At 62.3% G+C, this 20,838-nt stretch carries 21 protein-coding genes; 9 read left to right on the top strand and 12 right to left on the bottom strand.

The window, feature by feature from the left end:
* Positions 1 to 17: 17 nt before the first annotated feature.
* Together ABN482_RS12915 and ABN482_RS12910 are read right to left on the bottom strand one after the other, a co-directional pair.
* Positions 18 to 1,571: an ABC transporter substrate-binding protein gene (locus ABN482_RS12915; RefSeq protein WP_349504384.1), complete on the bottom strand. Its 1,554-nt coding sequence runs from the start codon at positions 1,569 to 1,571 to the stop codon at positions 18 to 20.
* Positions 1,572 to 1,623: 52 nt separating this feature from the next.
* Positions 1,624 to 2,844, bottom strand: coding sequence for an aminotransferase class V-fold PLP-dependent enzyme (locus ABN482_RS12910; RefSeq protein WP_349504383.1), 1,221 nt, complete (start codon positions 2,842 to 2,844; stop codon positions 1,624 to 1,626).
* 225 nt (positions 2,845 to 3,069) lie between these two features.
* Between ABN482_RS12910 and ABN482_RS12905 the strand changes: the two genes are divergently transcribed.
* Entirely contained in the window at positions 3,070 to 3,999 is a 930-nt protein-coding gene (locus tag ABN482_RS12905) for a LysR family transcriptional regulator (RefSeq protein WP_349504382.1), read from the top strand.
* 8 nt (positions 4,000 to 4,007) lie between these two features.
* Here the strand turns inward: ABN482_RS12905 and ABN482_RS12900 are convergent, their stop codons facing one another.
* Both ABN482_RS12900 and epsC read right to left on the bottom strand, forming a co-directional pair.
* On the bottom strand, positions 4,008 to 4,562 hold the full coding sequence (locus tag ABN482_RS12900) for a dual specificity protein phosphatase family protein (protein WP_349504381.1): 555 nt from the start codon (positions 4,560 to 4,562) through the stop codon (positions 4,008 to 4,010).
* A gap of 206 nt (positions 4,563 to 4,768) precedes the next feature.
* Positions 4,769 to 5,692 carry a serine O-acetyltransferase EpsC gene (epsC, locus tag ABN482_RS12895; RefSeq protein WP_349504380.1) on the bottom strand — a complete coding sequence of 308 codons (924 nt, stop codon included), beginning with the start codon at positions 5,690 to 5,692 and terminating at the stop codon, positions 4,769 to 4,771.
* Between the two features lie 64 nt (positions 5,693 to 5,756).
* Here epsC and pap point away from each other — a divergent pair, with 64 nt between their 5' ends.
* Positions 5,757 to 7,280: a polyphosphate:AMP phosphotransferase gene (pap, locus tag ABN482_RS12890; RefSeq protein WP_349504379.1), complete on the top strand. Its 1,524-nt coding sequence runs from the start codon at positions 5,757 to 5,759 to the stop codon at positions 7,278 to 7,280.
* A 57-nt stretch (positions 7,281 to 7,337) separates the two neighbouring features.
* Positions 7,338 to 7,796, top strand: coding sequence for an HIT family protein (locus ABN482_RS12885; protein ID WP_349504378.1), 459 nt, complete (start codon positions 7,338 to 7,340; stop codon positions 7,794 to 7,796).
* A 13-nt stretch (positions 7,797 to 7,809) separates the two neighbouring features.
* Here the strand turns inward: ABN482_RS12885 and ABN482_RS12880 are convergent, their stop codons facing one another.
* Both ABN482_RS12880 and glmS read right to left on the bottom strand, forming a co-directional pair.
* The gene (locus ABN482_RS12880; protein WP_349504377.1) at positions 7,810 to 8,361 is read right to left on the bottom strand and encodes a cupredoxin domain-containing protein; all 552 of its coding nucleotides are present in this window, start codon (positions 8,359 to 8,361) and stop codon (positions 7,810 to 7,812) included.
* 31 nt (positions 8,362 to 8,392) lie between these two features.
* On the bottom strand, positions 8,393 to 10,225 hold the full coding sequence (gene glmS, locus ABN482_RS12875; protein WP_109062898.1) for a glutamine--fructose-6-phosphate transaminase (isomerizing): 1,833 nt from the start codon (positions 10,223 to 10,225) through the stop codon (positions 8,393 to 8,395).
* A gap of 281 nt (positions 10,226 to 10,506) precedes the next feature.
* On the opposite strand from glmS, the gene ABN482_RS12870 reads away from it, so the two are divergent.
* Positions 10,507 to 11,013, top strand: a complete 507-nt coding sequence (locus ABN482_RS12870; protein ID WP_349504376.1) for an Lrp/AsnC family transcriptional regulator — start codon at positions 10,507 to 10,509, stop codon at positions 11,011 to 11,013.
* On the opposite strand, the gene ABN482_RS12865 is transcribed toward ABN482_RS12870, so the two are convergent.
* The 3 genes from ABN482_RS12865 to ABN482_RS12855 form a co-directional block, all read right to left on the bottom strand.
* Entirely contained in the window at positions 10,985 to 12,301 is a 1,317-nt protein-coding gene (locus ABN482_RS12865) for an MFS transporter (RefSeq protein WP_349504375.1), read from the bottom strand. The genes ABN482_RS12870 and ABN482_RS12865 overlap by 29 nt on opposite strands.
* A gap of 14 nt (positions 12,302 to 12,315) precedes the next feature.
* Entirely contained in the window at positions 12,316 to 13,689 is a 1,374-nt protein-coding gene (glmU, locus tag ABN482_RS12860) for a bifunctional UDP-N-acetylglucosamine diphosphorylase/glucosamine-1-phosphate N-acetyltransferase GlmU (RefSeq protein WP_349504374.1), read from the bottom strand.
* 70 nt (positions 13,690 to 13,759) lie between these two features.
* A complete protein-coding gene (locus ABN482_RS12855) occupies positions 13,760 to 14,509 on the bottom strand; it encodes a PhaM family polyhydroxyalkanoate granule multifunctional regulatory protein (protein ID WP_349504373.1) in 750 nt (249 codons plus the stop codon).
* A 246-nt stretch (positions 14,510 to 14,755) separates the two neighbouring features.
* On the opposite strand from ABN482_RS12855, the gene ABN482_RS12850 reads away from it, so the two are divergent.
* Positions 14,756 to 15,571, top strand: a complete 816-nt coding sequence (locus ABN482_RS12850; RefSeq protein ID WP_502877294.1) for an NUDIX hydrolase — start codon at positions 14,756 to 14,758, stop codon at positions 15,569 to 15,571.
* 73 nt (positions 15,572 to 15,644) lie between these two features.
* Here ABN482_RS12850 and ABN482_RS12845 read toward each other — a convergent pair whose 3' ends face one another.
* Positions 15,645 to 15,968 (bottom strand): hypothetical protein, encoded by a 324-nt coding sequence (locus ABN482_RS12845; protein ID WP_349504371.1) that lies wholly within the window; start codon positions 15,966 to 15,968, stop codon positions 15,645 to 15,647.
* A gap of 80 nt (positions 15,969 to 16,048) precedes the next feature.
* Between ABN482_RS12845 and ABN482_RS12840 the strand changes: the two genes are divergently transcribed.
* Positions 16,049 to 16,432 carry a hypothetical protein gene (locus ABN482_RS12840; protein ID WP_349504370.1) on the top strand — a complete coding sequence of 128 codons (384 nt, stop codon included), beginning with the start codon at positions 16,049 to 16,051 and terminating at the stop codon, positions 16,430 to 16,432.
* 12 nt (positions 16,433 to 16,444) lie between these two features.
* Here ABN482_RS12840 and ABN482_RS12835 read toward each other — a convergent pair whose 3' ends face one another.
* Positions 16,445 to 17,164: a putative type VI secretion system effector gene (locus tag ABN482_RS12835; protein ID WP_349504369.1), complete on the bottom strand. Its 720-nt coding sequence runs from the start codon at positions 17,162 to 17,164 to the stop codon at positions 16,445 to 16,447.
* A 75-nt stretch (positions 17,165 to 17,239) separates the two neighbouring features.
* A complete protein-coding gene (gene rpoH / locus ABN482_RS12830; protein ID WP_349504368.1) occupies positions 17,240 to 18,130 on the bottom strand; it encodes an RNA polymerase sigma factor RpoH in 891 nt (296 codons plus the stop codon).
* A gap of 164 nt (positions 18,131 to 18,294) precedes the next feature.
* On the opposite strand from rpoH, the gene ABN482_RS12825 reads away from it, so the two are divergent.
* The 3 genes from ABN482_RS12825 to ABN482_RS12815 form a co-directional block, all read left to right on the top strand.
* Positions 18,295 to 19,302, top strand: coding sequence for an SdiA-regulated domain-containing protein (locus tag ABN482_RS12825; protein ID WP_349504367.1), 1,008 nt, complete (start codon positions 18,295 to 18,297; stop codon positions 19,300 to 19,302).
* Positions 19,283 to 20,134: an S-formylglutathione hydrolase gene (gene fghA / locus ABN482_RS12820; protein ID WP_349504366.1), complete on the top strand. Its 852-nt coding sequence runs from the start codon at positions 19,283 to 19,285 to the stop codon at positions 20,132 to 20,134. The genes ABN482_RS12825 and fghA overlap by 20 nt, the downstream gene beginning before the upstream one ends.
* Positions 20,135 to 20,163: 29 nt before the next feature.
* Positions 20,164 to 20,838, top strand: a 675-nt coding sequence (locus tag ABN482_RS12815; RefSeq protein WP_349504365.1) for a hypothetical protein, incomplete at its 3' end; no start/stop codon positions are given.

The following is a 20,838-nucleotide window of genomic DNA, read 5'->3' as shown; positions in this document are numbered from 1 at the left end:
GCCGCCTGCTTCCTGCTTTACTTTATCCAGATCGTCGGCAACGAAATGGCCGGACTGCTTTCGCTCAGGGCACCCCCCAGTTGCTGGTAGCCCTGCACCTTGCGGGCATAGCCCTGGGCCTGTTCACGCCAGTTGATGAATACCCACGGACTGGTTTCCAGCACGCGCTGCTCGACATCGCGATAGATCAGCTTGCGTTGCTCGGGGTCGGTCTGTGCGCGACCCTGGGCCAGCAACTGCTCGAGCTGGTCATCGCGATAACCGATCGGCTTGGCCCAGAAACTGGAATCCGCACCCAGGTAATAGGCGTAGGCATCGGGATCGGGCAGCTTGACCGACACGCCATAGATCATGGCATCGTAGTCACCACGGTTCTTGCGCTCGACCAGCGTGGCCCACTCGACCGGCTCCAGTGTCAGGTTGATGCCGGCCTCCTTGAGATTGGCCTGCAGGATCTGCGCCGTCGTGGTGTAGATGCCCAGCCCCTGGAACACCAGCAGCGACATGTCCAGGCCATCGGGATAGCCTGCTTCGGCCAGCAGCGCGCGAGCCTTGTCCAGGTCCCGGTTGTAGGTACCTTCGAAGCCAGGATTGAAATACTGTGAATCCGATGCCGTGGGCGCACCCGTGATCGGCGTGCCATGACCGAAGAACGCGGCCTTCGAGACGGCATCACGATCCAGTGCATAGGACACGGCCTGGCGCACACGCGGATCGTCGAACGGCTTGCGCGTGGCGTTGAACCAGACGCTCATGAACGCCCCGCCAGCCGTATCCACCTCGAATGCCGGGTTGCGGCTGAGCGACGCGATATCTTTCCAGGGCACGAAGTCGATCATGTCGAGCGACTGGCTGCGCAGCGCGTTCACTCGCGCATCATCACTCTTGATCATGCGAAAATCGACGCCTTCCAGATAGGGCTGACCTTCGACATAGTAAGACGGGTTGCGCTCCAGGCTGGCACGCACCGACGGCTCATAACTGGCCAGGCGGAAAGGACCGGAACCATTGGCCTCCACCTTGAGATTGGCACCGCCCTGCACCCACTGCTTGGGCACAATGGCCGCCTCGGTCAGCGCCAACACGGACAGCAGCGTCACATCGGGGCTGTCCTTGCTGATACGAATCGTGCGGGCGTCAGGCGTCTCGATGCGCGCACCCTGCAGATTGGCCCGCAGCGTTGCCCCCGTGGCCGGATCGACAATCCGGTCCAGCGAAAACCGGACATCCTCGGCCGTCACCGGCGAGCCATCCTGGAAACGGGCATCCTCACGCAGGTGGAACACCAGAGTCTGAGGATCGGGCTGTTCCCAGCTGGCTGCCAGGGCAGACACGATATCGCCGTTCTTGTCGTAGGTCACCAAGGGGCTGTAGAGCACCCCTACCAAAGCACGCCAGGCACTTCCTCCAGCAACATGCGGATCCAGTGATGCAACTTCGGATACCGTACCGTAGCGCAGCGTACCACCACGCTTGACAGCCTCATCGGCCAAAGTGGGAACGGAGATGCTGCCCAGCAGGACACTCATGCCTGCTGCCGCCCCGAGTCGCTTCCAGATATGCAGACCCATCGTTTTTCCCCTTTTCGAGTCGAATCCTACGCCCACCACACTGCCCATGCCGTCACGCGGCACCGGGCAATGCGGATATCATCCGATCCACATCGGCCAGATCATTGAAATACGTCGCCGACATCCGCAGATTGCCGCCCCGTACCGCAACGTCCACCCCCTCCTCGCGCAACTGCGCCGCGATGGCATACACGTCGACACCACCCGGGTGTCGGAAAGACAGATTGCCCGAGCGTTCTTCCGCCCCCTGCGAACTGACGATCACATAACCTTTCTGCCTGAGCGCCTCGACGGCGTGCCCGGTCAGGTTCATGATGTGCTGCTCGATCTGCTGCGAGCCCAGGGCCAGTTGAATGCGGACTGCCGTATCCAGCCCCCACAGACCGGTGAAATTTGCCAGCGCCTCTTCGAAGCGGCCGGCGTCCTTGCGATATTCCAGCACGTAATCCATGTGGTCTTCGTCGGTGCTGGTGACGGAATGGTAGCCCACGCTCGGCGGGTCCAGCAGTTCCAGTACATCACGGCGGCAATAGAAGAAACCCGTGCCTATCGGTGCCAGCATCCACTTGTGGCCGCCCACCGACAGGAAGTGCACCCCCAGCGCTTCGACATCCATCGCCAGTGCGCCCGCCCACTGGATGGCATCCAGGTTCAGGTAGGCACCACGCTCGGCGCACAATGCCGCGACCGCCGCCACGTCCAGGCGAAAACCATTGGAAAACTGCACCGCGCTGAGCGACACCATGCGAGTCCGATCATCCATCTGGGCGCGGATATCATCCACAAGGATACGCCCCTGGCGATTCTTGACCCAGCGCACCGACACGCCACGCGCGGCCAGCTTCATCCAGCAATAGACATTGGACGGATATTCGATATCCGCCAGAATGACATTGTCACCCTCGCGCCACGGAAAGCCATTGGCAACATTGACCAGGCCTTCTGTCGTATTCTTGACGAAGGCGATCTCTTCGCGTCGGGCACCGATCAGGCGGGCAATGCGAGCCTTGATGACATCGTCGGCATATTTGCACCAGTGCGGATAATTGTTGCGACCATGGTCGCGCACATCATGCATGAACCGGTCAACGGCATCGATCACCGGCGTGCTCAGGGCACCGATCGAAGCATTGTTCATGTAGGCACGTTCGCACCGGATCGGGAAATACTGGCCGACCGTATCCCAGGACAGCGCTTCGATGCCCTCGGCATCTTGCGCGAACAGGCCTGGCGTCACCTGCTTGGTCGGGAAAGTATAAATGGTGCTAGACACGAGAAGCTGCCTTGATATTTTAATTGGACGCTTCTGCAACGCATCCGATGTACCCATGCTAGAGGGGTATCAAACAGTACGTCAATTTCCTTATTCGCATGAGTGAATGCGCATTCGGCATAATTCCGTCATACTCTGTCGTATCGCCGCATATGGCCCGCATCACAGGATTGCTGCACCCCCAAGTTAAACTGCTTTTTATCTACAAAATAAGGGAAAACCCCTATGAGTCTGAAACGACTCCAGGCACTGAAGGCAGTGCTCGAGACAGGCAGCGTCACCGAAGGCGCACAAATGCTGAACCGCACCCAGCCACAGATCAGTCGCCTGCTGGCGGCCCTGGAGGACGAGGTCGGCTTTCCGTTGTTCGTGCGCCAGGGCCGGGGACTGCTGCCCACCCGTGAATGCCTGCGCTTCTACGAAGGCACCCGCCACATCCTGGATGGTCTGCAGGATATCTCCCGTGTCGCCAAATCCATTCGCTCGCACCACGAGGCCTGGCTGCACATCGTCACCCAGCCCTACTTCGCCCATGGCATCATGCCCAATGCCATCCATGCCTTTTCCAGGCTGTACCCAAGTGCCCGGGTATCGCTGGAAGTTCGCTCGCGTGTGGATGTCGGACTCTGGATGTCGGGACAGAAATTCGACTTCGGCATGGCCGCCCTGCCTCTGGACTTTCCGGGCCTGCGGACACAGCCCTTTGCCGAAGCCAGGATCGTGGTGGCCATGCCCGAAGGCCATCCACTGGCCGACAGGAAGGTTCTGCGCCCCGAAGACCTGCGAGACCAGCCCTTCATTGCGCTGCGCACGTCTACCTTGCTGCGGCAGTTTACAGATGAACTCTGCGCTCGCCAGGGCATCGAACTCCAGATCGTGGCAGAAACATCAACCGGCGAATCTGCCTGCATGATGGCCTCGCTGGGGATGGGGCTGACCCTGTCAGATCCGGTGCTGGCCTCCAGGGTGCCCGGACTGGTGCTGCTCGATTTCGAGCCCGCGCTGCACTTGCGCTATGGCTTTCTGCTGCCGGGTTCGTTTGCCCCATCGGCGCTGGCCCAGGCCTTTGCCCGGACCGTCGTGGAAACGGTCGCACAGGTCGGCGGCAACCGTATTCAGGTTTGCGATCAGGGCTGGGAAATCAGGCCAGACTAGTCACTGCCCTACATTTCACTGAGCCGCTGAAAATCCAGGTACGACGTAAAAATGGCATATCGGCCAATACCCTTGATCGGCACGTGCCCGTAGTAGGGGCTCAGTTGCCAGAAAGCCGCCAGTTCCGATCCCTTGGCAACGGCATCGACATAGATGGCAGAGGCCAGCCCGGTGCGATTTGCACCATGCTCGCAATGGATGAGCAATGGCTTGGGCAGCGTTTGCATCAGCAGGGCAAGCTCCTCTGCTGCTGCCACGCTCAACCCCTTGCCCGAGCTGACCGGATAGTCGACCAACCGGACACCCAGCGCTGCCGCAGCCTGACTTTCTTCCTGGTACCATTCACCGTGATCTTCGTCACGCAGGTTCAGGACCGTGCGGATGCCATATTCTTCGACATATTCCCTGAGGTCATCGCCATCCGGCTGTGCTGAACGGTACACCTGCCCGTCGATGACCTCATGGAAATTGCCAGTCATCTGATTGATGCCTGCATGCAGCGCAACCACGGCCACAAGGCCCACCCCGCCGAGGGCAAGCCTCTTCAACAGCTTGAACATCATGATTCTGCATCCGGTTAAACAAGGTTAAGGCCCTATCGGTCTTTCCCCCGTCTCTGCGGACAGGTCGAAAACAGCCACTCGAACTGGTGGCATTCTCGCATGCGTTATCTTGCAGCCGTATGACCGGCATGGCGGCGACAAGATACAGCGCGTAACGGCACCAAGCTGCGCATCATGACACCAAAGCCCTGAAATGAGAAGAAAAATCAGGAACAGCGCGCCTGGCTGATACTGCTGCCGGCCGGCACGTCATGGGTCAGCCAGACGTTGCCGCCGATCACCGAGCCACGCCCGATGGTCACCCGCCCCAGGATGGTGGCTCCGGCATAGACGACCACATCGTCCTCGACGATGGGATGGCGGGCATTGCCCTTGACCAGCGAACCATCCTCAGCCACCGGGAAGCGCTTGGCCCCCAGCGTGACATTCTGGTAGAGCCGGACATTGCGGCCAATGATGGCGGTTTCGCCGATCACCACCCCGGTACCGTGATCGATGAAGAAGCTCTCGGCGATCTGTGCGCCGGGATGGATATCGATCCCGGTTTCGGAATGAGCGATCTCGGAGATCAGCCGCGCCAGCATCGGCACGCCCAGGCGATACAGCTCATGCGCCAGGCGATGCGAAATGATCGCGCTGACGCCGGGATAGCACAGCAGCACTTCGGACACGCTGCCGGCAGCCGGGTCGCCCTGGTAGGCGGCCCGGATATCGCTGACCAGCAGCGCACGGATACCCGGCAACGCAGCAGCAAACCGGCGCGTCAGCTCGACTGCCTGGGCCTCGATGGTCTCGTCGGTTCCCGGCTCGCGTCCCTGCACGAAGAACAGCGCCCGGCGCACCTGCTCGACCAACACCGCCAGGGTCGAACTGAGCGTGGTGCCGACGAAATAGTCGATGCTCTCCTCGGTCAGGTCGGCGTGCCCGTAGTGTGTGGGAAACAGACTGGCTGCACAGCCACGCACCACACTGGCCACCGCCTCGCGCGAAGGCAACTCGCGGATGCGGCCGAGATAGCGGATCTTGTGCGTGACCTCGCGTGATTCACGCAACGCGGCGACCACTTCCTCCACGCCCCAATGGGAGTAGGCAATGGCCACGCGCTGGTAGGGATTGGATCTGGAATTCATATGACATAACCGGTTGAACATGCGTATATTACGCTTTCCATTCATAGAAGATCAGGAATCCGGCATGTTCGAGGAAGCCGAAAACGACCCATCTCTGCCCAAGGCACAGCAATCCGCAGACTTCATCGAAGATCTGCGTACCGACCTGCTGCGGGAACAGTATCGCCGAGTTGACGACCAGCGGCAGACTCTGCTGATCGTGGTGGCCGGTGTCGATGGCTCCGGCAAGGGCTCGACCATCAACCAGCTCAACAACTGGATGGACCCGCGCCACATCCGCACGCTGGCATACGGAGAACTGAGCGACCTCGAAGCCATGCGCCCGGCCATGTGGCGCTACTGGCGCGATCTGCCGGCCAAGGGCGAGACAGGGGTCATCTTCGGTTCCTGGTATGGCTCGCTGCTGACCGAGGCCAGCCGCAAGAAACCCGATCCTGATCGCATCCGCCAGTATGCATCACAGATCAACCAGTTCGAGGCCATGCTTGCCCAGGAAGGCGTCCAGATCATCAAGCTCTGGTATCACCTGTCGGCCAAGGCCCAGAAAAAGCGTACCGAAAACCTGCTGGCCAATCCAGACACCGCCTGGCGGGTGACCGACGCAGACATCAAGGTTCAGAAACGCTTCAAGCGCCTTCGCCAGGCAGCTGAGGAGACCATCGGCCTGACCCACCAGGACCACGCGCCCTGGGTCATCATTCCCAGCGCCAACGACAGTCTGCGCAGCGTGCGCACCGGACTGGCCGTCCTGGATGCCCTGCGCCAGAAACCTGCCCGCAGGGTCACTATCCACACCCCGACCAGCGTCCCGCTCAACCCCCATACCGTGCGCCTGACCGGCATGGACTATGCCCCGACCCTGGAAAAAACCGATTACGAGTCGGAACTGCAACACTGGCAGGCCCGACTGGCCCGGGCCGCCCGGACTCCAGAATTTGCGCACCGCTCGATGGTCATCGCCTTCGAAGGCCAGGACGCCGCCGGCAAGGGCGGGGCCATCCGCCGCATCACCGACGTACTCGACGCCCGCTACTACGATGTCTATCCGGTTGCCGCCCCCAGCGAGGAAGAACGGGCCCGCCCCTACCTGTGGCGCTTCTGGCGTCCCCTGCCGCGTCACGGACACATCGCGATATTCGACCGCTCATGGTACGGTCGCGTGCTGGTCGAGCGGGTCGAGAAATTCGCCAAGCCGGCAGAATGGCAGCGGGCCTATGGCGAGATCAACAACTTCGAGGCCCAGATGGTCGCCAATGGCACGCTGGTACTGAAATTCTGGCTGGCCATCACCAAGGACGAACAGCTCAAGCGCTTCGAGGAACGCATGCGTTCCAGCATCAAGCACTACAAGATCACCGACGAGGACTGGCGCAACCGCAACCGCTGGAACACCTACAAGACCGCTGCCGACGAGATGCTGCGCCGCACCGACACACCACACGCCCCCTGGCACGTGGTAGCAACCAACGACAAGCGCCGCGCCCGCATCGAAGTGCTCAAGGCCGTGGTGCTGGCACTCGAGGGCGCTGACCAGGCTCCGGTCTACCAGGAACCGTCGATCGAGTCGCAATTCCACGAGGCCTCCTGACACGCCAGGGCCCGCCACACTCACTTAAAAGAAGCCTCGCACAGACCCTGCCGAGCCATGCATACTGAAACACCCGCCTCTTGCCCGCTCTGCCAACCACAGGGAGAAGAGCTGATCTGGCACGATGAGCAACTGCGCGTCATTGCCGTCGATGATCCGGCTTATCCGGGCTTCACCCGCGTAATCTGGAGCGAACATGCCGCCGAGATGACCGATCTGCCAGCCGCAGCGCGAGCGCACCTGATGCAGGCGGTATGGACGGTGGAACAGGCGCTGCGCGACACGCTGCAGCCTCACAAGATCAACCTGGCCTCGCTCGGCAACATGGTGCCGCACCTGCATTGGCACCTGATCCCGCGCTGGCAGGATGACCTGCACTTTCCAGACCCTGTGTGGGCCGCGCCCAAGCACGATCCGGCGCGCCATATGATCTGGCACGACGGCAGGCTGAAGGCCATCCGGGCACGACTGCCGGAATGCCATGCGCGCATGCGCAGCGCTCTGGCGCTGCGCTGACGCGATAAGGAAATCAGATCACCGAGATCTGACCGACCATGCCAGCCTCGGAATGCCCGGGCAGCAGGCAGGCAAAGTCCACCGTGCCGGCCTGGCCAAATGTCCAGACCAGTTCGCCACTGGCCTTGCCCTCCAGGCTGACGGCATTCTGCTCCGCATGTGCCATGCCCGGTTGCTCGCGCATCTGTACGGCATGTGCGCGCAGGTCTTCGAGCGATCCCAGCACCATTTCATGGGCAATGTCGCCATTGTTGTGCACGACGAAGCGTACGGTTTCCCCGGCAGCCACATCGATCCTGGCTGGCGAGAAGCGCATCATGTCATCCATGGACACGTCGACCGTACGGCTGGCCTGGGCAGCATCACCCGGCTGACCGATATCGACAGCGGCGTGACCACCAGCCGTACCATGATCATGTGCGGCAGCACCATGCCCGGCCTGCCCATGGGCTGGCTCGCTGGCTGCGCCCTGGGCCTGGTCGCCGTGTCCACCGGCATGGTTGCCGGCACTCCAGGCCATCATCGGCACCAGCGCCAGCGCCGCCAGCATTGCGATCTTCTTCATCGTGCACTCCTGTCAGACAAGGTTGTAACCTTTATTCGACAGTGACACTCTTTGCAAGGTTCCGTGGCTTGTCCACATCGGTGCCCCGCGCGCAGGCCGTGTGATACGACAGCAATTGCAAAGGCACCGTATGCAGGATGGGGGACAGCATGCCGTAGTGTTCCGGCATACGGATCACGTGGGTGCCTTCGGACGAGGCGATGCGGCTGTCGGCATCGGCAAACACATACAGGTCGCCGCCGCGTGCGCGCACTTCTTGCATATTGGATTTGAGCTTTTCCAGCAGGGCATCGTGCGGTGCCACCACCACCACCGGCATATGCTCGGTCACCAGGGCCAGCGGGCCATGCTTGAGTTCGCCGGCCGGGTAGGCCTCGGCATGGATGTAGCTGATTTCCTTGAGTTTGAGCGCGCCTTCGAGGGCGATCGGGTAGTGCATGCCGCGCCCCAGGAACAATGCATTCTCCTTGCCGGCAAAGCGCTCTGCCCAGGCAATGATCTGAGGCTCCAGGGCCAGTACCGCGCCAATCGCCGTTGGCAGATGACGCAACGCCTTGATGTGCTGCGCCTCGGCCTCTTCGCTCAGCCTTCCCCGCACTTGCGCCAGGGACAGGGCCAGCATGAACAAGGCCGTCAACTGCGTGGTGAAAGCCTTGGTCGAAGCCACCCCGATCTCGACACCGGCGCGCGTGATGAAGTTGAGCGCGCACTCGCGCACCATGGCGCTGGTCGCCACGTTGCAGATCGTCAGGGTGTGCTGCATGCCAAGGCTGCGGGCATGCTTGAGCGCAGCCAGCGTATCGGCCGTTTCGCCCGACTGGGAAATGGTCACGACCAGGCTGTTGGGATTGGGCACGCTGTCGCGGTAGCGGTATTCGCTGGCGATTTCGACCGACACCGGCACCTGGGCGATGGATTCGATCCAGTACTTGGCAGTCAGACCAGCGTAATAGCTGGTGCCGCAGGCCAGCACGAGGACCGAGTCCACTTGCTTGAAAATCTTGTAGGCCTGGTCGCCGAACAGTTCGGGGGTGATCGACTCGATATCCTGCAGGGTATCGCCCACCGCACGCGGCTGTTCGAAAATTTCCTTCTGCATGAAGTGGCGATACGGTCCCAGGTCTGCAGCGCCGGTATGCACGTGCACCACATGGATTTCGCGCTCGACGCGACGGCCCTCGGCATCGACGACCCAGACCCCGTTGAGCTGCAGATCGACCACGTCGCCTTCTTCGAGATAGATGATCCGGTCCGTCGTGCCTGCCAGTGCCAGCGCATCCGACGCCAGAAAATTCTCGCCCTCGCCGACGCCGACCACCAGCGGCGAGCCCTGACGGGCACCGACCACGCGGTGCGGCTCGTCGCGGCAGAATACGGCGATGGCATAGGCACCCTGCAGGCGACGCACGGCCTGCTGCACGGCCTCGAACAGATCCCCGGCATACAGGTGATCGACCAGATGCGCGACCACCTCGGTGTCGGTCTGGCTGACGAAGGTATAGCCGATCTGGGTCAGTTCGGCGCGCAGCTCGTCATGGTTCTCGATGATGCCGTTGTGCACCAGCGCGATACGCGGCTCGTCCAGGTTCAGCCCGGAAAAGTGGGGGTGCGCATTCTGAGTGACAGGCGCGCCATGCGTGGCCCAGCGGGTATGGGCAATACCGGTGAACCCGGCCAGGTGATCATGCTCGATCTGCTCGGCCAGCTCGGCCACGCGCTGCGTGCTGCGCGAACGGCGCAACTGCCCATCGGCATGCACGGCCACGCCGCAGGAATCATAGCCACGGTATTCGAGCCGTCGCAGACCTTCGACCAGCACAGGGGTGATATCACGTTGCGCCACGGCGCCGACAATGCCACACATAGAATCCGCTCCAGTAAAAAGGCTATCGCAGCCCGAATGAATTGAGATGGGTGCATTGTGCGGCAGGCATGGAGAAATATGATTTCTTTTTTTAATTAATATGGAAATTTAATTTCCATACATACTTGTCAGGAAATTTTATTTCCTATATTTATTTTTTTAGAAATTTAATATCATTAAAGCGGATTGAACACAGGATGCCCACATCAGTATCCCCTGCATGCGCTCGCACAGCACAAGCCAGGCTCACACCTCCATACATAGCAGGCATCACGACCATCATGACTGTTGCAGCATCCACACGCATCGAGCTCGACGATACAGACCACCGCATCCTCGCGCTATTGCAGGAAAACAGCGCCCTGACCAACCAGGAGCTGGCACACCTGAGTCATACCTCGCCCGCCACCTGCCTGCGGCGTGTGCGACGGCTCGTCGAAACCGGCGTGATCGCACGCCAGGTCGCGCTGCTCGACGCCAGCCGCATCCGCCCCAGCCTGACCGCCATCGTCGAGATCACGCTCGACCAGCAGGCTGAGGAACACCTGTCCGCATTCGAGATGGCCGCCCAGGCCGAAACCGCCATTCAGCAGTGCTATCGAGTCTCGCAAGGGCCGGATTTCGTGCTGATCATCGAGGTCGTCGACATGCCGGCCTACCACGCACTGGCACATCGCTTCTTCACGGGGCAGAAGAATGTCCGCAACGTACGGACCTTCTTTTCCATCAACCGGGCCAAGTTCGATACCCGGATCGCCCTCACTCCGCCCGCATCCGCCACAGATTGAGCGCCACCGCGGCCGACGCACACAGCAGCGCCGCACACAACCCCAGTATCGGTCCCTGCGTATCATGCAGGCCAAACCCCACCGCCACACAAGCGGCCCCCACGCTCTGTCCGAATACCCGGGTGGTCGCCTGCATGCCGCCAGCCGCACCACTGCGCTCCAGCGGAGCCGACGACAGCATGGCCCGATTGTTGGGGGTCTGGAAAAAACCGAAACCGATGCCGGTCAGCGTCATGGTCAACATGATCCAGCCATTGCCGACGTCCTTCGGCAGACTCAGCAACGTAGCCAGCCCGGCCACCATCACGGCGGCACCGATGGCCGACAGCCGCGCGGCAGGCGCCCGGTCCGACAGCCATCCAGCCACCGGTGCCATCACCGCCGTCCCGATCGGCCAGGCCCCCATCAGCATGCCCAGCTCCAGATAATCACGCCCCAGTACCTTCAGGAAATAGAACGGCAGCGAGACAATGGTGGCCATCTGTGCCGCAAACATGAATGCCGAGGCACTGACCGCAAAACCGATGGCCGGAATATGCAGCAGATCCACGGGTGCCAGGGGTGCCGCCTGACGACGCGAGCGCACGTACAGCAACCGGCCCGGCAAGACCGCCAGAGCCATCATCGCCAGCGCTCGCAACGGATGACTGGCCAGATGATCCAGTCCCACCACGAACAGCCCGAACATCAGCATGCTGAGCAGGGCACTGGTCATGTCGAATGGCGTACGCACAGCCGGCACTTCCGGCAGCTTGCGTACACCGGCCAGCGCCAGCAGGCCGATCGGCAGACTCAGCAACAGAATCCAGCGCCAGGAGCCTGCCGCCAGGATCGTCGATCCGATCGACGGCCCCAGCACCGCCGTCATGCCGACCGTCATGGCGTTCCAGCTGATGCCCCGCCCCAGCATTTCACGGGGGTAGATGGCACGCACCAGGCCACCGAACAGACACATCAGGCTGGCGGCACCCACGCCCTGCCCCATGCGCGCCGCAATCAGCCAGGGCAGTGAGGTGGATAGCGCCCCCAGCGCAGCCGAAGCCAGGAACAGACTCATGCCGCACACGAACATGCGCCTGAACCCGACCCGCTCGGCCACGGCGGCCAGCGGCAGCAGCAGCGACAGCACGGTCAGGCTGTAGGCATTGACGATCCAGACCACCGATGCCGGCTGCACGCCGAACTCGTCGGAAATCGCCGGCAGCGCCACATTGAGACTGCTGGCGTCGAGCACCGTCAGGCCGATGCCCAGCAACAGCACGACCGCCGCCCACAGGCGGCGGGGCATCGGCAAACCGCCGGTCACGACGTGCGGACGGGCCGTTCCCAGCCTTCGATGCTGGTCTGCCGGGTGCGCGACACCGTCAACTGGCCGGCCGGCGCATCACGCGTCAGCGTGGTGCCCGCGCCGATCGTGGCACCGGCACCGACCGTGATCGGTGCCACCAGCTGGGAGTCGGAACCAATGAAGGCATCATCCTCGATCACGGTCTTGTGCTTGTTGACGCCATCGTAATTGCAGGTGATCGTGCCGGCACCGATATTGACGCGGGCACCCACCTCGGCATCGCCGACATAGGACAGGTGGTTCGCCTTGGAGCCCTTGCCGATACGGGCATTCTTGACCTCGACGAAGTTGCCGACATGACTGTTCTCGCCCAGTTCGGCACCGGGTCGCAAACGGGCATAGGGACCGATCTTCGCACCCTGGGCTGCCGTGGCACGCTCAAGATGGCTGTAAGCCTCAACGCGCACGCCGGCACCGAGGGTCACGTCACGCAACACGCAGTGGGGACCGACATGCACGCCATCGGCCAGCTCGACACGGCCTTCGAACACGCAACCCACATCGATGAACACATCCCGGCCACACAGCAACTCACCGCGCACATCGAAGCGTGCAGGATCGGCCAGCGTCACGCCAGCCTCGAGCTGGCGCCGGGCCAGCTCCTGCTGCCAGGCGCGTTCGAGGGCTGCCTGCTGGGCACGACTGTTGACACCCAGGGTTTCCCAGCCAGCCGCAGGTTGCGCCGCCTGCACCGGCACGCCGCTTTCCACGGCCATGCCGACAACATCCGTCAGGTAGTACTCCTGCTGCGCGTTGTCATTATCCAGAGACGCCAGCCAACCGATCAGCGCCTTGGTCGGGGCTGCCAGGATACCGGTATTGACCTCGCGAATGGCCTGTTCGGCCTCGGACGCATCCTTGTGCTCGACGATGCGCTGGATGGCCCCGGCGGCATCGCGCACGATGCGTCCATAGCCCGAGGCATCGGCCAGCGTTTCGGTCAGCAGGGCCAGCCCCTGGCCTCGTGCAGCCAGGAGACGTCGCAGGGTTTCCGGCTGTACCAGCGGGACATCGCCGTACAGCACCAGCGTGACATCGTCCGGGCCATCACCGCCCAGCAGTTCCGGCACCGCCTGGCGCACGGCATCACCCGTGCCTTGCTGCGGCTCCTGCAGCACGAAGCGGATCCCGGGCCAGTCGGCATAGGCCTGCCGCACCTGTTCGCCGCCATGGCCGATGACGACCACCACGCGCGCCGGCTCGAGCGCTTCGGCGCTGGCCAGTACGTGGCCCAGCATGGGACGGCCAGCGATGGGATGCAGCACCTTGGGCAAATCGGACTGCATGCGCTTGCCGCGTCCGGCTGCCAGGATGACGATATTCAACATGGGTCATATCCCCGAGGTTTGAGATATGCATATTGTGTCATGCCGCCCCTGGCCCCGCCATGCGCGGTCGTTACTTTTTATCTGCTGCCGCCTTGCCTGTCGCAGGCTTGCGGGCAGCAGGTTTTCTGACGGCCGGCTTGCGTGCAGCAGGCGTGCTGGTCGCCGTTTTCTTGTTGGCCGTCGCTTTCCGGGCCACCGCCGTTTTTTCCCTGCCACCGGCAGGCTTGCCGGTCGGGGCGCTGGCCGGCGTCGGCGCGGACGATGCCGCAGGTGCCACAGCCACATCACTGACTCGCACCATATCCAGGATCTGGGTGAACTGTGTATTGAGGGTATCCCACCAGGCTTGCGACGACTGTCCGAACGCTGCCGAAACCGCCTGGGCTGCCTCGTTTGTCGTGCCACTCACCGGCTTCGGTGACCCGGCGGTGTCGGCAGTGGCATCCTTGCCGGCCGTTGCCTGCGCCTCGCTGCGTTCTGCCGCCTGCCCGGTGGTCCGTGCCGCTGCCAGCAGGCCATCGGAAAATCCCTGCAGGGCGGCCATCGTGGCACGCTGCACCTCCAGACTCTGGATGGTATTGCTCAGCATGGACAGGTTGAACTGCAACCAGCCCTGCACTGTCTTGAGTTCCGTGATGCGACGATCCAGTTCCTGCGGATCCAGCCCTGCTGCCAACGGCAGCCCACTGGCCAGCCCCTGTGGGCCAGCCAGACCGCCCCAGGCCTGCTGCATCATGTCCATGCCCGACAGCAGAGGGTTGCTCCCCATGCTCCCCAGACCGCCCGGTATTGCAAATGGATTGAAAGAATCTGCTGCCATGACTGCCTCCACACAAAGATACAAATTGATTGGAAAGATACAGGATTTCCTGAAACTTTCGCCACCTGGCAGGGACTAACCCTTGGATGCTGCATGAATATCATCAGTTTTCCTGCCCGTCTCGGCTTCTCCTCCTTCCCCTCCCAAATAGAGACGGGCATTCCGGACACCTCCTGCAGGTGTCCTTTTTTTTGCTCAAGACCCTGCGCGCTAAAATAGCGCATGCTCATGATACCCGTCCCTGCGCTGCCCACAGTTGCCATCGAAACCCTGCAACGCCTGCAGCAACGCTACCAACAGCAGTCAGAATCCAGCCCCGTGCCTGCCAGCCGGCCACTACGGATCGCCGGCAGGCTATGCGGCTGGCTCGACCCGGCGGCACAGGCCGCCCTGATCGACGACCCTGCCTGCATACGCCAGGACGATGGCATGGCACTGTTTCATGACATTCCTCCCGGCCCGGCCCTGGACGAAGCGCTTGCAGCGCTGGCGCTGAAACTGCGCGATGCCGGTTGCCTGCGCACCTGGCGCGACGAAACGCTGCCCGTCACCGACGCGTCAGGCCAGGTCTTTGCGGCCCTGGAGCGTGGTGCGGTGCGGCCCTTCGGGCTGCTGACATTCGCCCTGCATCTCAATGCATGGACGCCTGAAGGCGATCTCTGGATCGCGCAACGCGCCCTGACCAAATCCACCGATCCCGGCATGTGGGATACGCTGGTGGGCGGCCTGGCCGCCTATGGTGAAAGCATGGAAACGGCACTGCTGCGCGAAAGCGCCGAAGAAGCCGGGCTAGCGCCTGCGGACCTGAACTCGCGCAGCCCGCTGCGCACCATCTGGCGTGTACGCAGCCGTCTGCCGGAAGGCTATCAGCTTGAAGACATCATCGTCAGCGATTGCATCCTGTCGCCGGACGTGCGGCCCGCCAACCAGGACGGCGAAGTCATGGCCATCCGAACGGCATCTCCCTTGGAAGTCACCGCCATGCTGGAAGCGGGAGACTTCACGCAGGAAGCAGCACTGGTATTGATCGAGGGATTGCTGCACTACAGTCAGGCCACCTGACCGCCATGGCACGCTGTTGACGGTCAGACGCCTTCTGCTCAATGCATTGCGGCGCGATCGGGTGCTCGAGCCGTCACAGTAACAGCAAGCCTCCCACCGGCAGCAACAGCAGCGCCGGCCACAGTTGCCGACGCACGACACGGTCGCGCAACCAGTCGAGATCCGCATGCCCGCGGCGCAGCGCCAGGATACCTGCGTTGAGTACAAGACAGATGAGATTGCCGATACCCAGCACCAGCAGCGGTTCCAGGATACCGACACTATTCAGGATGAGACCACCCGATCCGTCAAACAGGACAAGCAGCAGCAACAGCCCACCAAGGAGCACGGCCGCGATGGCCACCATCACAGACAGCGCGCCAAGAAGTTGCACGAGAGCACTGATCAACCATTCCATCGATCCAGTGTAGCAGGGACTTTGCCACACTTGGCCGCGCCGCATCGTTCCGTTATGGTGGCGTTTTACAGGGAAGCAACATGGCAGACAAAGCACGACATCAGGCACGGCGAGAGCAACTGGCAATCCTGTACGGTGATCCCCTGCAAGACAGCGAAAAACAGATCGAACCGAGTGCCTTGCATACCATTACGCTGATGATGTCGATGGCGTACACGCTGGATCAATGCGAAGGAACTGCAGCCGGACAGTTGGAGCACGCTCAGGCGCTAGGGCTGCAACTGCTACTGGAGGGCGGTGAGTCGCCAGTCGAGGCACAGGCCATGTTGGAGGCGGCCACAAACGCCATTCAGGCCGAGGCGCGCAAACACGCCGCAACACCAGCCGATCCCCTCGCTTGCCAGGCCTGGCTGGCATTGCTGGAGGAAGAGGTCGACTATATACGCACCCTCATGCGCGCATAACGTGCGAGCGGTTCAGTACCGAAAGACCCAGGGTGTCATGGGGTGGAACCTCGACGTGGCATCAGGGGTGCCACGCAAGTATTGTCGTGTCAGCCGAGGCAGATTGACCCGACTGGGATTCGGCAGCCCCAACGCCTGAAACAGCCTACTGGACATCACGGCGTAGGGATACACGCGCCACGCAACCAGGCCGACGACCGGCATCAGCGTCGCGCTCGTGACCAGACTGGATGTCAGCCACCAGAACCAGTCCATCGGCATGCCGTGGCTGATATCCATCACCATGGCAAACAGGAAAGACCCCAGCAGGCACGCCGATCCCCAGCCCAGCAGCAACATTTTCAGGAAAGCCCGATGGCCACGGCCGCTGTGTGGCGGCATCCAGATTGTTCGATCCAATGGTCGGGCAACGGCCCGGGCAACCCAAGTGTCACCCTGACGCTGCCCCAGCACAATCACTTCATCCTCGTCGACGAACCCGACGTTTCCAAGAAAGCCGGTCACCGGATACGGCCCTACCCGGCATTGAAAAGTCATGATGGGATCGGTTGCATCGCCCTGACTGGCTGCCGCACTCGCCGCAGCACCCGCCAGCCCTTCCAGGGCAAGCCCGGTCGCCGCGACCGCACCGACGCCACGATCCCCCTGCCGCCAGACAAAATCCTGGCGACCTGTCATCGTGCTCAGTTCCGATACTTTGCCAACCAGGCGTTCATAGGGGACGCTGCTCATGCCGGATAATGAATTCGAGAGCGCAGATTGCTGCGGGTCATACGCGGCCAAGGCACCGCACAATATACTGCGTCGTCAGGCGGCCAGGGCCGCCCGCATTTTTTTCATCGCAGCCGTCTCGATCTGGCGGATGCGCTCTGCCGACACGCCATACTGCTGTGCCAGCTCCTGCAGGGTCGGGCCGCTTTCGTCACCCAGCCAGCGGGATTCGACGATATGGCGGGCACGCGGATCGAGCACATCCAGGGCACGCTTGAGTCCGGTGCTCTGCAGTTCATCATGCGCCTGCCGCTCCAGCACCTGACTGGGCTCCTGCTCGCCTTCGTCGGACAGCCATGCCACAGGCGCAAAGCGATGATCATCGTCCGCATCGACCGGTGCTTCGAGCGCGACCTCATGGCCGTACATGCGCACTTCCATCTCGGCGACATCTTCGGGGCGCACATTGAGCTTGTCGGCAATGCCCTGCACCGCTTCGGGATCCAGCGTACGACCGTCGGGCCGCATGCTGCGCAGGTTGAAGAACAGCTTGCGCTGTGCCTTGGTGGTGGCGACCTTGACCAGTCGCCAGTTGCGGACGATGAATTCGTGGATTTCGGCCTTGATCCAGTGCACGGCAAACGACACCAGCCGCACACCGCGTGTCGGGTCGAAACGCTTGACGGCCTTCATCAGGCCGATATTGCCTTCCTGCACCAGGTCGCCATGCGGCAGTCCATAGCCCATGTATTGGCGGGCGATGGACACGACCAGCCTCAGGTGTGAAAGCACCAGTTGGCGCGCAGCCTCGAGATCACCTTCATCACGCAGGCGTTGGGCAAGCGAACTCTCCTGCTCGGCACTCAGCACCGGCAGTCGGTTGACAGTGGCAATGTAGGCATCCAGCGAACCCAGTGCGCCCGGATTGGCAACCGCTGCCGCCAGGGCATTGCCTGACAGGGCCAGCGGCTGGTTTGCGTGTTTCATGGAGGCAGTCTCCTGAAAGCGATCATTGATCGACAAGGTATTTATATTAGCACTCCTGTGGGGTGAGTGCTAATTCGACTACGACATACACATTTGGTTCCCTTCCGGCCACCGGTATAGCCTATATAATTTGCCCCCAGCCGCACCCTCCTGGATTATCTCGCGTGAGTTCACCCCCGCCCGCCTCCAAGCGTACGACGGCAGCCCGCCTGTTCGCTCGCATCCTGATCATCCTGTCCCTGACCGCGCTGCTCGGTGGCTGGCTCTTCTATGCCATACGCTACCAGCACCTGCACGATACCCTGATCACCTGGTTCCAGGGCCGGCAAATGGATGAAACCGTCTGGAACGATGAGCAGGATCGCAGCAGCGCCTTCTGGCTGCCGGACTACCGCGTCGTCTCGTGGCATCGCATTCCCGAAATCGACAACAACCTGTCCGGCTTGAGTTTCGTCGGCGAGCGTCAGGAACTGCTGGCCGTGCTGAACCGACCTCCCACGCTGGTCACGCTCGATCTGGCGGGCAACTTCAAGGCCGCCTATCCGCTGGAAGGCATCTCCGACACGGAGGGGATCAGCTATCTGGGACATGGCCAGGTTGCACTGAGCGATGAAAAGCATGGTCAGGTCGTCATCGCCCGCCTGCCCGAGCAGCCCGGCCCCATCGATCTGACCCACGCGCCACGCTTTGCCGTCGGGCCTGGCGAAAAAAGCAACAGCGGCATCGAAGGCCTCAGTTACGACCGTGCACAAGACCGGCTCTACGCCGTCAAGGAACATTCACCCAAGGCCCTCTATCGCATCGACGGCCTGTGCCGCGACGTGCTGAACTGCTCGCCCGACGGCATCCGGATCCATGACCTGAGCAACTGGCTCGCACCCACCGGGTTCGCCCGCGATTTTTCGGCTGTCCAGTTCGATCCGGCCCGTGGTCACCTGCTGTTGCTCAGCGAGCAGTCGCAGGCGCTGCTGGAACTCGATGAAAACGGCCAGCCGCTCAGCGCCCGCCATCTCGGCCACCAGCCCGGCGATCCGGACATTCCACAGGCCGAAGGCCTGACACTCGGCCAGGACGGTATGATCTATATGGTCAGTGAGCCCAACCTGTTCTACCGGCTGGCCCCGATTGCAGACACCAAGGAGGATTCCGATCATGCTGGAACGTATCAGTGAACATCGCTGCTTCGGCGGCTGGCAGCGTTACTACCGCCACGAGTCGCAGGTTATCGGCCTGCCGATGCGCTTTTCGGTCTATGTACCCCCCCAGGCCGAGGAAGGCCCGGTGCCGGTGCTTTTCTTCCTGGCGGGCCTGACCTGCACGGAAGAAACCTTCATGATCAAGGCCGGTGCACAGCGTTTCGCGGCCGAACATGGCCTGATGCTGGTCACGCCCGACACCAGTCCACGCGGTGCCGGCATCGCCGGCGAAGACGATGACTGGGACTTCGGCAGCGGTGCCGGCTTCTATCTCGATGCCACGCAGACACCCTGGGCCGCACACTACCGGATGGAAAGCTATGTGGCCCAGGAGCTGTTCGACCTGATCGCCACCAGTGGCGAGTTTCCCGCAGATCGGCAGCGCATCGGCATCACCGGGCACTCCATGGGCGGACATGGCGCGCTGACGCTGGCATTGCGCCATCCCACGCGCTTTCGCTCGGTATCGGCCTTCGCCCCCATTGCCAATCCCACGCACTGCCCCTGGGGCATCAAGGCCTTTACCCATTACCTGGGCAAGGACCATGACGCCTGGAAGCAGCATGACGCCAGCGAACTCATGAAACAGTCGCACACGCCGTTTCCCGAAGGGATCCTGATCGACCAGGGGCTGGCCGACCAGTTCCTGCCGAACCAGTTGCGGCCCGACATCTTCGAAGCCGCCTGCGCCCAGTCTGCCCAGCCACTGACGCTGCGCCGCCATGCCGGCTACGATCACGGGTACTATTTCATCTCGACTTTCATCGCCGATCACCTTGCCTTCCACGCCGAACGGCTGGGTGCCTGATCCACTTTCCGGCCAGTGACACCCGCAGCATGGCACGCCTTCCCCGACTCTACGCGCCTGGTCAGCCCCAGCTGATCCAGGCCTCGTTCAGCACCGCACTGAACCATCACGGTACGGCCCAGGCAACCGAGCACCTGAACCAACTGGTTGCCTGGCTCAAGGCTGGCGCGCGTGAAAAGCAGGTCGCGCTGCATGCCTGGGCGCTGTCGTACGACCAGGTCCTGCTGCTGGCCACACCCACCGATGCCCAGGCATTGCCAAGACTGATGCAGACGCTGGGACGCAACCTGGCGGCACGCCTGCGTACCGGACGCGTATTCTCCAGCCGCTACCGCTCCACGCTGGTCGAAGCCGGCACCTGGCTGTTGCCTGCACAGATCTGGCTGGAAACCCTGCCCGTGCGCACCGGCATTACCGGCGATGCAGAGTCCTGGCCCTGGTCCTCGGCAGGCCTGCATGCAGGCACCTTGCCCAGCTCACCGGTCGCACTCAGCGACCATCCCGATTACTGGCAATGCGGCAATACACCTTTTGACCGCCAGGCACGCTACCGCGCCCTGCTGCAAAGCGGCCTGGGGCAGGCTCAGGCACGCCGCATCGCACAGGCGCTGTACGGACAATGGGCGCTGGGCGATCCCGCCTATACCCAGCGTCTGGGTGCCGATGCCAGCCGCCGGGCCACACCGGGCAAGGGGGGGGGGGGG

Source organism: Corticimicrobacter sp., assembly GCF_040137905.1.
Lineage (GTDB): Bacteria > Pseudomonadota > Gammaproteobacteria > Burkholderiales > Burkholderiaceae_B > Corticimicrobacter.
This window is presented reverse-complemented; position numbering and strand designations above follow the sequence as displayed.